Origin of the sequence: Streptomyces sp. NPDC093089 (genome assembly GCF_044754405.1) — a bacterium.
Classification (GTDB): domain Bacteria; phylum Actinomycetota; class Actinomycetes; order Streptomycetales; family Streptomycetaceae; genus Streptomyces.
Map to the genome: position 1 here is coordinate 115,053 of NZ_JBIVPA010000020.1, position 13,767 is coordinate 128,819.

The 13,767-nt window shown below is 74.1% G+C and carries 12 protein-coding genes; 4 read left to right on the forward strand and 8 right to left on the reverse strand.

All coding sequences use genetic code 11. From position 1 onward, the window contains the following. Positions 1-20: 20 nt before the first annotated feature. A complete protein-coding gene (locus tag ACIQFX_RS35365; protein WP_402471826.1) occupies positions 21-950 on the forward strand; it encodes a hypothetical protein in 930 nt (309 codons plus the stop codon). Positions 951-1,130: 180 nt separating this feature from the next. Here the strand turns inward: ACIQFX_RS35365 and ACIQFX_RS35370 are convergent, their stop codons facing one another. From ACIQFX_RS35370 to ACIQFX_RS35380, 3 genes are read right to left on the reverse strand one after another with little or no spacing between them, the layout of a single operon-like run. Continuing rightward, positions 1,131-1,439: an AzlD domain-containing protein gene (locus tag ACIQFX_RS35370; RefSeq protein ID WP_402471828.1), complete on the reverse strand. Its 309-nt coding sequence runs from the start codon at positions 1,437-1,439 to the stop codon at positions 1,131-1,133. After that, the gene (locus ACIQFX_RS35375; RefSeq protein ID WP_402471830.1) at positions 1,436-2,206 is read right to left on the reverse strand and encodes an AzlC family ABC transporter permease; all 771 of its coding nucleotides are present in this window, start codon (positions 2,204-2,206) and stop codon (positions 1,436-1,438) included. The genes ACIQFX_RS35370 and ACIQFX_RS35375 overlap by 4 nt, the downstream gene beginning before the upstream one ends. 58 nt (positions 2,207-2,264) lie before the next feature. Further along, on the reverse strand, positions 2,265-3,131 hold the full coding sequence (locus tag ACIQFX_RS35380; protein ID WP_402471833.1) for an AraC family transcriptional regulator: 867 nt from the start codon (positions 3,129-3,131) through the stop codon (positions 2,265-2,267). A 114-nt stretch (positions 3,132-3,245) separates the two neighbouring features. Here ACIQFX_RS35380 and ACIQFX_RS35385 point away from each other — a divergent pair, with 114 nt between their 5' ends. The 3 genes from ACIQFX_RS35385 (at position 3,246) to ACIQFX_RS35395 (ending at position 10,089) form a co-directional block, all read left to right on the forward strand. After that, entirely contained in the window at positions 3,246-7,877 is a 4,632-nt protein-coding gene (locus ACIQFX_RS35385) for a DEAD/DEAH box helicase (RefSeq protein WP_402471835.1), read from the forward strand. Positions 7,878-8,421: 544 nt separating this feature from the next. After that, positions 8,422-9,234 (forward strand): Fpg/Nei family DNA glycosylase, encoded by an 813-nt coding sequence (locus tag ACIQFX_RS35390; protein WP_402471837.1) that lies wholly within the window; start codon positions 8,422-8,424, stop codon positions 9,232-9,234. 90 nt (positions 9,235-9,324) lie between these two features. Next, on the forward strand, positions 9,325-10,089 hold the full coding sequence (locus ACIQFX_RS35395) for an SDR family NAD(P)-dependent oxidoreductase (RefSeq protein WP_402471840.1): 765 nt from the start codon (positions 9,325-9,327) through the stop codon (positions 10,087-10,089). On the opposite strand, the gene ACIQFX_RS35400 is transcribed toward ACIQFX_RS35395, so the two are convergent. The 5 genes from ACIQFX_RS35400 to rimO all read right to left on the reverse strand — a co-directional run bounded on the left by ACIQFX_RS35400 (position 10,037) and on the right by rimO (position 13,761). Further along, positions 10,037-10,351, reverse strand: coding sequence for a hypothetical protein (locus tag ACIQFX_RS35400; RefSeq protein ID WP_402471843.1), 315 nt, complete (start codon positions 10,349-10,351; stop codon positions 10,037-10,039). The two genes, ACIQFX_RS35395 and ACIQFX_RS35400, sit on opposite strands and share 53 nt — an antisense overlap. Before the next feature lie 234 nt (positions 10,352-10,585). Further along, complete coding sequence (locus ACIQFX_RS35405; protein ID WP_017237739.1) at positions 10,586-10,969, reverse strand: helix-turn-helix domain-containing protein; 384 nt, start codon at positions 10,967-10,969, stop codon at positions 10,586-10,588. A gap of 109 nt (positions 10,970-11,078) precedes the next feature. After that, complete coding sequence (locus ACIQFX_RS35410) at positions 11,079-11,600, reverse strand: CinA family protein (protein WP_402471845.1); 522 nt, start codon at positions 11,598-11,600, stop codon at positions 11,079-11,081. Continuing rightward, the gene (pgsA, locus tag ACIQFX_RS35415; RefSeq protein ID WP_402471847.1) at positions 11,597-12,271 is read right to left on the reverse strand and encodes a CDP-diacylglycerol--glycerol-3-phosphate 3-phosphatidyltransferase; all 675 of its coding nucleotides are present in this window, start codon (positions 12,269-12,271) and stop codon (positions 11,597-11,599) included. The genes ACIQFX_RS35410 and pgsA overlap by 4 nt, the downstream gene beginning before the upstream one ends. After that, positions 12,268-13,761, reverse strand: coding sequence for a 30S ribosomal protein S12 methylthiotransferase RimO (rimO, locus tag ACIQFX_RS35420; protein WP_402471849.1), 1,494 nt, complete (start codon positions 13,759-13,761; stop codon positions 12,268-12,270). The genes pgsA and rimO overlap by 4 nt, the downstream gene beginning before the upstream one ends. Positions 13,762-13,767: the final 6 nt, after the last annotated feature.

Consider the following 13,767-nt stretch of genomic DNA (forward strand, 5'->3'; position numbering starts at 1 on the left):
TTCCGCCCTACGGTCGGAGCATGGCCGAAAAACCCCTCTCCTCCCCGCCCTCGACCCCCCTGGCCCGCGCCGAGCGTTTCGTCTGGCTGACGGCACGGGTCCTCGAACAGCGCCGGTTCGCCTACCACTTCCTGCGCGGAGGCCCGGATCAGGTCGAGACGGCCCTCGCCGCCTACCTCAACGAGGACGGCGGTTACGGCCACGCGCTCGAACCCGATCTCCGCGGACCGGTCAGCCAGCCCCTCCACACCGCGCACGCGCTGCGGGTCCTGGACTCCATCGGCCGCTGCGGCGGACTGCGCGTGGAGCGGATCTGCCGCTACCTCACGGACGTGTCGACGCACGAGGGCGCGCTCCCGGCGATCCACCCGTCCCAGCGCGGCTACCCCTCGGCGCCGTTCGTCCCGGTCGTCGACTCCCCGCCGAGCTCCCTGCTCTCGACCGGTCCCGTGGTCGGGCTGCTGCACCGCAACCAGGTCTGGCACGCCTGGCTGTTCCGGGCCACCGAGTTCTGCTGGGCGGCCGTCGAGTCGCTGGAGAAGTCCCATCCGTACGAGGTCCAGGCCGCCGTCGCCTTCCTCGACGGCGCCCCCGACCGCTCGCGCGCACAGGCCGCCGCCGACCGGCTCGGCCGGCTCGTCCGCGAACAGGGGCTCGCCGTCCTCGACCCGGACCGGCCGGACGACTATCCGGTCTCGGACGGGTACGCGCCCGGCGAGCACCACTTCCCGCACGACTACGCGCGCGTGCCGGACTCGCTCGCCGCGCACTGGTTCACGGACGAGGAGATGACCCGCTCCCTCGACCACCTCACGGCCGACCAGCAGGAGGACGGCGGCTGGCCGATCCGCTGGCGCGCCTGGGCCCCCGGCACCGCCCTGGAATGGCGCCCGATCGTCACGATCGAGGCACTCCGCACCCTCCGCGCCCACGGCCGCTCCATCGACTGACGGGTGGGGCGGCGCGGAGGGACGCCGTACGGAACGGGGAAGGCGGGCGCCGTACGGAACGGGAGCAGGCGCCGTACGGACCGGGCGCGGGCACCGTACGGCCCGGGCGCGGGCACCGTACGGCCCGGGCGCGGGCACCGTACGGCCCGGGCTCACCTGCCCGCGCCATACGGCCCGGGCTCACCAGCCCAGGCCCCGTACCCCCGCCGTGACCACGACGGCCGCGCCCACGACGACCAGGAACGGGGCGCGCAGGACGAGCGCGACGGCGGCCGCGGCGAGCCCGGCGGCCCGGGCGTCCAGGACGAGCGAGCCGCCGGAGCTGAACGTCTGCTGGGCGGTGAGCGCGGCGAGCAGCGCGACGGGGAGCAGGGCAGCGAGGCGCTGCACGAGCGGCCGTTCCAGCGTTCCGGCGGGGACGAGCAGGCCGACCAGCTTCATCAGGTAGCACCCGGCGGCGGTCAGGCCGATCGCGATCCAGACGTTCATCGGGGGTCCTCCTCCACCGTCGTGTCCCGCTTCGCGCCGGCCTGTGCGGCGCTGCTCGCCCCGCGGCCCCGGAACCAGAGCACGGCCGGTGCGGCCAGGGCCGCGGCGAGGACCGGGACGCCGGCGGGCAGGACGGGGAGCAGCCCGAGTCCGAGCAGGACGGCGATCCCGGCGGTGGCCCGCTCGGTCGCCGACTTCAGCATGGGGGCGAGCAGGGCCAGGAAGACGGCGGGGCCGGCCGCGTCGAGCCCCCAGGCCGCCGTGTCGCCGATCGCCTCGGCGCCGAGCGCGCCGAGCAGCGTGGTGACGTTCCACAGGACGTACAGCGTGAGGCCGGTGATCGTGAAGCCGATGCGCGCGGCCCGCCGGGACGGCTGGGCGAGCGAGACGACGGTGGTCTCGTCGATCACCCAGTGCGCGGCGAACGGCCTGACGGCCTTCGGCAGCGCGAGGAGCTGCGAGAGCCGGAGCCCGTAGAAGGCGTTGCGGGTGCCGAGGAAGAAGGCCCCGGCGGCGGCCGTGAAGGGGTTGCCTCCGGCGGCGAGCGCCCCGACGAGGGCGAACTGCGAGGCGCCCGTGAAGACGAGCAGGCTGAGCGCGCAGGTCTGGAGGAGGCTGAGGCCCGCCCCCGCCGAGGTGACGCCGAAGGCGAAGCCGGAGAGGCCGACGGCGACGCCGACCCCGAGGGCGTCGCGGACGACGGCCGCGTCGGGTTTCGCCGGTGTGCCGCCGTCGCGTATGACGGGAGGTGCTGTCTGTTCTGCCACGTCAGGGACGTTACGGCAGTCCCGGCCGACCGGTCTTGTACGTTCTTGCGCCCCGCCTTCACAGCCCGGTCGGCCCGTCCCGCGCACCCTCCCCGCCACTCCCCCGCACGCCCCGCGCGCGCTGGTAGGCGCCCGGCGGCACCCCGACGCTGCGGGTGAAGTGACGGTTGAGGTGCGACTGGTCGGTGAAGCCCACGGCGGCGGCCGCGTCCGCGGGCGGCGTTCCCGCGTCGAGGAGCCGTCTGGCCCGCCGTACGCGCGCGTCCGTGAGCCAGGTGTGCGGGGGCATCCCGTACGCCGACCGGAAGGCCCTGAGGAGGGCGAAGGGGCTGGTGCCGAGGTCGGCGGCGAGCCGTTCCAGGGTCGGCGGCTCGGCCATCCGCTCCTCCAGGACGGCACGCGCGCGTGCCGCGTGCCGCGCGCCCGCCGAGCGGGGCGGGAGCGGCGTGATCAGCCCGCCGTGGCTGCGCAGCATGCGGGCCGTGACCAGCCGGAGCAGGCTGTCCGCGGCGAGCGCGTTGCCCTCCTCGGCGGCCCGGTGGACGCCGACGACGAGCCGTGCGGCGTACGGGTCGTCGACGACGGGCGTCGTGAAGCCGGCCGAGCCGCGCAGGGTGAGGGTGTCGGCGGCGATCGAGCGGACGATCTCCGCGTCGGGGTAGATCGTGCGGTACGTCCACCCCTCGGGCACGCCCGCGTACCCGGTGTGCGAGGTGTCCGGGTTGACCAGGGCTATCTGCCCGGGGCCCGCGTGGACCAGCTCGTCGCGGTAGTGGAAGGCCTCGACGCCCTCGGTGATCGCGGCGAAGACGAAGGTCTCGTGGGTGTGCCGGGCGAACGCCTTGCGGATGTAGTGGGCGTGCAGCAGGTCGACGCCGGGCAGTTCGGCGTACTGCCAGTACCGTGCCCGCTCCTCGCTCGCCATGCCTCCATTCTGCGCCCGGGAGCCGTCGGAGCCCTTCCCACGCCGGGCCCCTGTCGCCGGCCGGTTTTCCACAGGTCCGGGCGGTTGTCGGTGGCGGGGTGCACGATGGGGGGCATGGTCAGGTCCGCGCTCGACTCGTTCTCCCCCGCGACCCGTGGTTGGTTCACCGGGGCCTTCACCGCGCCCACGGCGGCGCAGGAGGGCGCCTGGAAGGCCATCGGCGAGGGCTCCGACGTGCTGGTCGTCGCGCCGACCGGCTCGGGGAAGACGCTGGCCGCCTTCCTCGCCTCCCTGGACGGGCTGGCGTCCACGCCGCCGCCCGCCGAGGCGAAGAAGCGCTGCCGCGTGCTGTACGTGTCGCCGCTGAAGGCCCTCGCCGTGGACGTCGAGCGGAATCTGCGCTCCCCCCTGACCGGCATCCGGCAGGAGTCGGTGCGCCTCGGACTGCCCGAGCCGGACATCCGGGTCGGGATCCGCTCCGGTGACACCCCGCCCGCCGAGCGCCGGGCGCTCGCCACCCGGCCGCCGGACATCCTGATCACCACCCCCGAGTCACTGTTCCTGATGCTGACCTCCGCCGCCCGCGAAGCCCTGTCGGGCGTGGAGACGGTCATCCTGGACGAGGTCCACGCGGTCGCGGGCACCAAGCGGGGCGCGCACCTGGCCCTCTCCCTGGAGCGGCTCGACGAGCTGCTGCCCCGCCCCGCGCGCCGGATCGGCCTGTCGGCCACCGTGCGCCCGGTGGACGAGGTGGCCCGCTACCTGTCCCCGAAGCGCGCGGTGGAGATCGTCCAGCCGCCGTCGGGCAAGGAGTTCGACCTCTCCGTCGTCGTGCCCGTCGAGGACATGGGCGAGCTGGGCGGCTCACCGGCGTCCGAGGGCAAGGACGGCGGGGACAAGCCGTCGATCTGGCCGCAGGTCGAGGAGCGGATCGCCGACCTCGTCCAGGCCCACCGCTCGACGATCGTCTTCGCCAACTCGCGCCGCCTGGCCGAGCGCCTCTGCAACCGGCTGAACGAGATCGCGTACGAGCGGGCGACCGGCGAACCGCTCCCCGAAGGCGCTCCCCCCGCCCAGGTCATGGCCCAGTCGGGGGCTGCGCAGGGCGCCCCCCCGCTGCTCGCCCGGGCCCACCACGGTTCGGTGTCGAAGGAGCAGCGCGCCCAGGTGGAGGAGGACCTGAAGGCGGGCCGGCTGCCCGCCGTGGTCGCCACCTCCAGCCTGGAGCTCGGCATCGACATGGGCGCGGTCGACCTGGTGGTGCAGGTCGAGTCGCCGCCCTCGGTCGCCTCCGGGCTCCAGCGCGTCGGTCGCGCGGGGCACCAGGTCGGTGCGGTGTCGACGGGCGTCGTCTTCCCCAAGTACCGCGGCGACCTGGTGCAGGCCGCGGTGGTCACCGAGCGGATGCGCTCGGGCTCCATCGAGTCGATGCGGATCCCCGGCAACCCGCTGGACGTCCTGGCCCAGCAGCTGGTCGCCATGGTCGCGCTCGACACCTGGCAGGTGGACGACCTGCTGGCCGTGGTGCGCCGCGCGGCACCGTTCTCGTCGCTGCCGGAGTCGGCGTTCACCGGCGTCCTCGACATGCTGGCGGGCCGCTACCCCTCGGACGCCTTCGCCGAGCTGCGCCCGCGCGTGGTGTGGGACCGGGTGGCCGGGACGGTCACCGGGCGGCCGGGCGCGCAGCGGCTCGCCGTCACCTCCGGCGGCACGATCCCCGACCGGGGCCTGTTCGGCGTGTTCCTGGCGGGCTCGGACCCGAAGAAGGGCGGCGGCCGCGTCGGGGAGCTCGACGAGGAGATGGTGTACGAGTCGCGGGTCGGCGACGTCTTCACGCTCGGCACCACCTCGTGGCGGATCGAGGACATCACCCGGGACCGGGTGCTCGTCACCCCCGCGCCCGGAGTGCCGGGCAGACTGCCGTTCTGGAAGGGCGACCAGCTCGGCCGGCCCCTCGAACTGGGGCGGGCGGTCGGCGCGTTCCTCCGCGAGGTCGGCGCCCTCTCCGACGAGGACGCGCGGCTGCGGCTGCTCGCCGCCGGACTGGACGCCTGGGCCGCGGACAACGTCCTCGCGTATCTCAGGGAGCAGCGCGAGGCCTGCGGTCACGTGCCGGACGACCGGACGATCCTGGTCGAGCGCTTCCGGGACGAGCTCGGGGACTGGCGGGTCGTCATCCACTCCCCCTTCGGCGCACAGGTCCACGCTCCCTGGGCGCTGGCGCTCGGGGCCCGCCTCGCCGAGCGGTACGGCATGGACGCCCAGGTGATGCACGCGGACGACGGCATCGTGCTGCGCCTGCCGGACGCCGACCTGATGGGCCTGGAGATGGGCCTGGACCTCCTCGACCACGAGCCGGTGGACCCCGGCCGGCACCTGGACACGACGTTCGACGCCGACAAGGCACCGGTCGGCGCGGCCGACGCCCTCTTCGACAAGGGCGAGATCGGGCAGATCGTCACCGACCAGGTGGGCGGCTCCGCGCTGTTCGCCTCCCGCTTCCGCGAGTGCGCCGCGCGCGCCCTGCTGCTGCCCAAGCGGAATCCGGGCAAGCGCACCCCGCTGTGGCAGCAGCGTCAGCGCGCCTCGCAACTCCTCCAGGTGGCGAGCGAGTTCGGCTCGTTCCCGATCGTCCTCGAAGCGGTCCGGGAGTGCCTCCAGGACGTCTTCGACGTCCCCGGACTCACCGAACTGATGGGGGACATCGAGGCCCGCCGCGTCCGCCTCGTCGAGGTCACCACCCAGGAGCCGTCCCCCTTCGCCCGCTCGCTGCTCTTCGGCTACGTGGCGCAGTTCCTGTACGAGGGCGACTCCCCGCTCGCCGAGCGGCGGGCGGCCGCGCTCTCCCTGGACTCCCGGCTGCTCGCGGAGCTGCTCGGCCAGGCGGAGCTGCGCGAACTGCTCGACCCCGAGGTCCTGGCCGAGCTGGAGCGGGAGCTCCAGTGGCTGACGGAGGACCGGCGGATCAAGGACGTGGAAGGCGTCGCCGACCTGCTGCGGGTCCTGGGCCCCCTCACCGACACCGAACTCGCCGAGCGCGGTGCCGAGCCGGACTGGGCACCAGAACTCTCCGCCGCCCGGCGCGCCATCCGGGTCCGGATCGCGGGCCAGGAGCACTGGTCGGCGATCGAGGACGCGGGCCGCCTCCGGGACGCCCTGGGCACGGCCCTGCCCGTCGGCGTGCCCGAGGCCTTCACCGAACCGGTCAAGGACCCGCTGGGCGACCTCCTCGCGCGGTACGCGCGCACCCACGGCCCGTTCACCTCCTCCGCCGCCGCCCACCGCTTCGGCCTCGGCGCGGCCGTCACCGACGGCGCCCTCCAGCGCCTCGCCGCCTCGGGCCGGGTCGTCCAGGGCGAGTTCCACCCCTCCGGCATCGGGCAGGAGTGGTGCGACGCCACCGTCCTGCGCCGACTGCGGCGCCGCTCCCTGGCGGCCCTCCGCCACGAGCTCGAACCGGTGCCCCCGGCGGCGCTCGCCACCTTCCTGCCCCAGTGGCAGCACCTGGGGAGCAGCAGCCTGCGCGGCATCGACGGCCTCGCCCGCGCGATCGAGCAGCTCCAGGGCGCGCCCGTCCCCGCCTCGGCCCTGGAGAAGCTCGTCCTGCCCTCGCGGGTCCATGACTACTCCCCGGCCCTGCTCGACGAGCTGACGACCACCGGCGAGGTCCTGTGGGCCGGTGCCGGGTCACTGCCCGGCAAGGACGGCTGGGTCTCGCTCTACCTCGCGGACGCGGCCCCCCTGCTCCTGCCGCCGCCCCACCCGCTGGAGCTCTCCGCCCTGCACGAGTCGGCGCTCACCGCCCTCTCCGGCGGCTACGGCCTGTTCTTCCGCCAGATCGCCGACCAGATCCGGGCCACCACCCACCCGGACGCCACCGATCCCCAGCTCGCCGACGCCCTCTGGGACCTGGCCTGGTCGGGCCGGCTCACCAACGACACCCTGGCCCCCCTGCGCTCCCTGCTCGGCTCGGGCCGCACCGCCGGCTCCACCGCCCACCGCGCCCGCCGTACGGTCCCCCGCGGCAGGTACGGCACCCTCACCGCCGCCGCCCGCCCGGCCTCCCGCACCGGCCCGCCCACCGTCTCCGGCCGCTGGTCGCTGCTGCCCCCCGCAGAGCCCGAGCGGACCCACCGGGCCCACGCCCTCGCCCGCACCCTCCTGGACCGGCACGGCGTCGTCACCCGCGGCGCGGTGGCCGCCGAAGGCGTCGAAGGCGGCTTCTCCGCCGTGTACCGCGTCCTGTCCGCCTTCGAGGACAGCGGCCAGGCCCGTCGCGGCTACGTCGTCGAAGGCCTCGGCGCGGCCCAGTTCGCCATGGACGGCGCCGTCGACCGCCTCCGTGCCGCCGCGACCGCACGCGACCGCGGCGCCGAGGCCGCCGCCGGCCCCCGCGCCCTCGTCCTCGCCGCCGCCGACCCCGCGAACGCCTACGGCGCCGCCCTCCCCTGGCCCGAGCCCCCCACCGGCGCCGGCCACCGCCCCGGCCGCAAAGCCGGCGCCCTCGTCGTCCTCGTCGACGGCGAACTCACCCTCTACGTCGAGCGCGGCGGCAAGACCCTCCTCTCCTGGCCCACCACCCCCGACGACCCCGCCCTCATCGCCGCCGCCCACGCTCTGGCCCGCCACGCCCCCCTCACCCTCGAACGCATCAACACCACCACCTCCCTCACCTCCCCCCTCTCCCCCTCCTTCGAATCCGCCGGCTTCCACCCCACCCCCCGAGGCCTCCGCCTCCGCCCCTGACCCCCCGCAGGGCCGAGCCCCGACCCACCAATCCCAGGCCCCGCTTCCTGACCAGGCGCCCGCCACCCAACTCCATACGGCCCCACGTACGGGCCGGCGCCCCGCCCACCCCGGACGTCGGCCGCCGCCCTCGCCGCACGCCCACCTCCGTGTGGGCGGCACGCCCCTCGGGCCCCCACCCGGGGTGGCGCCCGCTGCCCGCCGCCACCTCCGTGTGGGCAATCGTCCCGCTGGGGCGTGGGGGTCCCCCCCGGACGGAGTCCGGGGGAGGGTGGGCACACGGGACGGCGCCCCCTGCCGGGCCTAGGCTTCCGGGCCTGAACGGTGCGCCGAAGGTGCGGCGCCGTCGTGGGTTGTGCCCACCCGTTCCGCCCCAACGGAACAGCTGCCCACAACCCGGGCGGCGGCAGACAGGGCGCAACCCAGGGCCCATGGGGCGCAACCCACAACCCGGAGCGGCAGCGACGGCCCCACCCACTGCCCAAGCGCATCAGCGGCACGCACATCCCACCCCCTCCCCTCCCCCAACCCGCACAATGGACCCGTGCCCGAAGGAGACACCGTCTGGCAGGTCGCCCGACACCTGCACACCGCACTCGCGGGAAGGGTCCTCACCCGCGCCGACCTCCGCGTACCCCGTTTCGCGACCGCCGACCTCACCGGCCGCACGCTCCTCGACGTGACGCCCCGCGGGAAGCATCTGCTGGCGAGGATCGAGGGCGGGCTGACGCTGCACTCGCATCTGCGGCTGGAGGGCGCGTGGCGGGTGTATCCGACGGGGGAGCGGCCGCGCGGCGGCCCGGCGCATCAGATCCGGGCGATCCTCGGGAACGAGGAGTCCACGGCGTACGGCTACCGACTCCAGGTCCTGGAGCTGATCCGTACGGCAGAGGAGTCACGAGTCGTCGGCCACTTGGGCCCGGACCTGCTGGGGCCCGACTGGGATCCGGAGGAGGCGGAGCGGCGGCTGTGCGCCGACCCGGCGCGGCCGCTCGTCGAGGCCCTGCTCGACCAGCGCAACATGGCCGGTATCGGGAACGTGTACAAGTGCGAGCTGGCGTTCCTCGCCGCGGTCTCGCCCTGGCTCCCGGTCGGCGACCTCGGCCCCGGCGTCCCCGCCCGCCTGGTGGCGACGGCGCACCGCCTCCTGGAGGCGAACAAGGACCACCCCGACCGACGCACCACCACCACGCGCAGACCCGGCACCCCGCTCCACGTCTACGGCCGCGAAGGACGCCCCTGCCTGCGCTGCGGCGCCCCGATCCGCAGAACCGATCCCGACGCCCACGCCGACATCGGCGACCGGATCACGTACTGGTGCCCCAACTGCCAACCAGGCCCCGCCCAACGCCCCTGACTCCACCCTGCCGCCCAACCTCCCACCGGCCTCTCGCCCACCCTCACACATTAATTGACGATCCGTCAGATCAAGTCGTACGGTCCCAAGATGACCCTCTCCGCGTACGACCTCACCGGCCGCACCGCGTTCGTCACCGGCGCAGGGAGCGGGATCGGCCGCGCGACCGCGGTTCTCCTCGCGCTGGCGGGCGCCACGGTGCACTGTGCGGACCGCGACGAGGGCGGGGTCAAGGAGACCGCCGCACTGATCGCGCGCGACGGCGGCACCGCGCACCCGCACGCGCTCGACGTCACGGACAGGACCGCGCTGGCCGCCGCCGTACGGTCGGCCGGCCCGCTGCACGTGATGGCCGCCATCGCGGGGATCATGCACACGAGCACGGTGCTCGAGACCCGTGACGAGGACCTCGACCGCGTCTTCGCGGTGAACTTCAAGGGTGTCCTGTACGCGTGCCAGGAGGCGGCCCGCTCGATGATCGCCTCCGGCACGCGGGGGTCGATCGTCACGATGGCCTCGGGGGCGATGGACACGGCGAGCCCCGGACTCCTCTGCTACAGCGTCACCAAGGCGGCGGTCGTGCAGTTGACGAAGACCCTGGCGACGGAGGCGGGCCCGCACGGCATCCGGGTCAACGCGGTCGCTCCGGGGTGGATCCGGACGCCCATGACCGACCGCCACGAACCGGCGGCCCAGCAGCAGGCGGAGGCGGCGATGGTCCGTCACTCACCCCTGGGGCGGGTCGGCGAGGCCGAGGACATCGCACACGCGGTCCTGCACCTGGCCTCCGACGCCTCCTCGTTCACGACGGGTCAGATCCTCCGCCCCAACGGCGGCGTCGCCATGCCCTGGTAGCCCTCCCCCCGGACACTCCCGCCCCCGCCCCACCCGCGAACGCACCCGCCCCCGGCCCCCGCCCTCCGCGCCGCGACGAAGCCGCCACGTGCACGGGCAGCAGGCTCAGCCCCCAGCCGCCCGCGGCCACGGCTCCTTCCACCGTCCCGGCGTCCGCGGGCATGAGGAGCAGGCGCAGCACCGCCCACCACCAGAGCCCCCCGACTGCCAGTGCGACCGCGACCAGCGCGAGCGTCACCAGCGGAACCCGTCGCCGTACCATGGCCGCCTCCTGCCGTCGACGCTAGACCGGCAGGATCACCCTGCGGGAGGGCGCACCGGGGCAGTCCCGGCGCACGCCCTACGTCCTCCACCATGCACGCCGCGCCGGGACCCGGCATCTCAGACGAACGGGACCGGGCGTCACGGAGGGTCCGCAGGAGACGGCGGCAAAGAGAAAGGCCCCGGTCAGTGCCCCGCAGGGCGTCGACCGGGGCCTCGCCCCACGTGCTTCGGTTCAGGCGGCGACGACGTTGACCGCTTCCGTGGGCGCCTTGATGGTCACCCGCTCGGTGGGCACACCCGCCACCGACGTCACCGACACCGAATTGAGCCTCGGGCGGACCGGTGTCGGCACCGGTTCGCTCGACGCTGCCGACTCGGCCAGTTCGGCGAGCGACAGCTCGTCGCTCACTTCGCGCATGAGCTCGGACATCCGTACGTCCAGCGCGTCGCAGATCGCGGAGAGCAGTTCGGAGGAAGCCTCCTTCTGCCCCCGCTCCACCTCGGAGAGATAGCCGAGCGAGACTCGGGCGGACGAGGAGACTTCGCGCAGAGTACGGCCCTGGCGCTGGCGCTGCCGACGCAGCACGTCACCCAGCAGGCGACGGAGCAGAATCATCGGTGGCTCCCTCCTCGGACCGCGTAGCCGCATCCTTCACGCCCCACCGTACCGCCTCGGGCTGCGGCCGTGCGGGGAGCGATGTCGTGTTCACTCAGGGCTGCAAACATCAATTCCCCCCGTTGTGTTCCGTATCCTGTGCCCGCGCATTTCCCGAGAGTTCCTCAAGGAGGAGTTCCAACACGCTCCGTACGCTCTCTCTACGGATTTCCGCGCGGTCGCCGTTCAACCTCAACGAGACCACTTTCCCCGCCCCGGCGCCCGTCGCGGCGGGGCCGGCGACCGCCACGTAGACGGTTCCGACGGCCTGTCCGTCCTGCGGGTCGGGCCCGGCGACGCCGGTCGTCGAGAGGCCCCAGTCGGCGCCGAGCCGGTCCCGTACACCGGCCGCCATCTGCAGCGCGACCTCCGGGTCCACCGCCCCGCGCTCGGCGAGGAGGGCCCGGTCGACGCCGAGGAGCTCGTGCTTGAGGGCGGTGGCGTACGCCGTGACCGACCCCCGGAAGGACTGCGAGGCTCCCGGTACGCCGGTGAGCTCGGCGGCCACCAGACCGCCCGTGAGCGACTCCGCGGCGGCCAGCGTGTGATCACGCTCCGCGAGCAGGGCCAGCACCCGGGCGGCCTCGGTCATCGCGTCGACGCCTCCGGCCGGGCCGCCGCGCGCTCCGCGGCGAGCCCCTTGCGCCGCAGGACGACCGCCTGTCGCACATAATCCAGACCGGTGACGACCGTCAGCACGACGGCCACCGTCATCACCCAGAAGCGCAGGGTGGCCAGCGGGCCGGTGAGCACCAGGACGTACATGCCGACCGCCGTGCCCTGGGCGAGCGTCTTCATCTTGCCGCCGCGGCTGGCCGGGATGACCCCGTGCCGGATGACCCAGAACCGCATCAGGGTGATCCCCAGCTCGCGGGCGAGGATGACCCCGGTGACCCACCAGGGCAGGTCCCCGAGGGAGGAGAGGCAGATGAGTCCGGCCGCCATGATCGCCTTGTCGGCGATCGGGTCGGCGATCTTCCCGAAGTCGGTGACCAGGTTGTACGCACGGGCGAGGTGCCCGTCGAAGACGTCCGTGATCATGGCCACCGCGAACGCCGCCCAGGCCCAGGCACGCCACACGGGGTCGTGCCCGCCGTCCTGGAGGAGGAGCACCACGAAGGCCGGCACGAGCACGAGCCGGATCATGGTGAGGATGTTCGCGATGTTCCACAGGCTGGCCTGGTTGACGGCCGCCGTGCCCAGCTTGCCGCGGGGCGCCGGCCTACCGGTCCCGCCCGTCGCGGATGCCGGGACTCCGGTCATCTGCCTGCCTCCTCGAAAAGACACTCGGCCACCAGGTCGACGCCCTCCGTGCCGACGACCTTCGCACTGACCATACGGCCCGGGGCCAGGTCGGGGCTCGTACCGTCGGCCGCGGTGAGGAACACCTGGCCGTCCGTCTCGGGCGCCTGGTGGGCGGCGCGGCCGATCCAGCCGTCCTCCTCGTCGAGGGTCTCGACGAGTACCTCCAGGGTCTCTCCGAGACGCTCCTCGGCGCGCTGCGCGGTGAGCTCCTCGGCGAGCCGGGACAGGTGGGCGAGCCGCTCGTCGACGACTTCCTGGTCGAGCTTGTGCTCGTACGTGGCGGCCTCGGTGCCGTCCTCGTCGGAGTAGCCGAAGACGCCGATGGCGTCGAGCCTGGCGTGGGTGACGAAGCGTTCCAGCTCGGCGAAGTCCGCCTCGGTCTCGCCGGGGAAGCCGACGATGAAGTTGGAGCGGGCACCGGCCGTCGGGGCCTTGGAGCGGATGGTCTCCAGGAGCTCCAGGAAGCGGTCGGTGTCGCCGAAGCGGCGCATGGCCCGCAGCACGTCCGGGGCGCTGTGCTGGAAGGAGAGGTCGAAGTAGGGCACGACCTTGTCGGTCGAGGTGAGGACGTCGATCAGCCCCGGTCGCATCTCGGCGGGCTGGAGGTAGCTGACGCGGACGCGCTCGATGCCGTCGACGGCGGCGAGCTCGGGCAGCAGGCTCTCCAGGAGCCGGATGTCGCCGAGGTCCTTGCCGTAGGAGGTGTTGTTCTCGGAGACCAGCATGACCTCCTTGACGCCCTGCTCGGCGAGCCAGCGCGTCTCGTTCAGCACGTCCGAGGGACGGCGCGAGACGAAGGAGCCGCGGAAGGACGGGATGGCGCAGAAGGAGCAGCGGCGGTCGCAGCCGGAGGCGAGCTTCACCGAGGCGACGGGGCTGGCGTCGAGCCGGCGGCGCAGCGGGGCGCGGGGGCCCGAGGCGGGCGCGAGGCCCTCGGGGAGGTCGGCGGGGGCGTCGACGGGCTCCTCGGCGGCGTCGCCGTGTCCCGGCAGGGCGACGGCCGCGGCCGCTTCCTGGCGCTCGACGGGCGAGAGCGGCAGCAGCTTGCGCCGGTCACGCGGGGTGTGGGCCTCGACGCTGCCACCGCTGAGGATGGTCTGGAGGCGGTTGGAGATGTCGGCGTAGTCGTCGAAGCCCAGGACGCCGTCGGCCTCCGGGAGGGCCTCGGCGAGCTCCTTGCCGTACCGCTCGGCCATGCAGCCGACGGCGACGACGGCCTGGGTCTTGCCGTGGTCCTTCAGATCATTGGCTTCGAGCAGGGCGTCGACGGAGTCCTTCTTGGCGGCCTCGACGAATCCGCAGGTGTTGACGACGGCGACGTCCGCGTCCTCGGCGTTCTCGACGAGCTCCCAGCCGTCCGCTGCCAAGCGGCCTGCGAGCTCCTCCGAGTCCACCTCGTTACGGGCGCAGCCAAGAGTGACAAGGGCGACGGTACGGCGTTCGGGCATGGACTC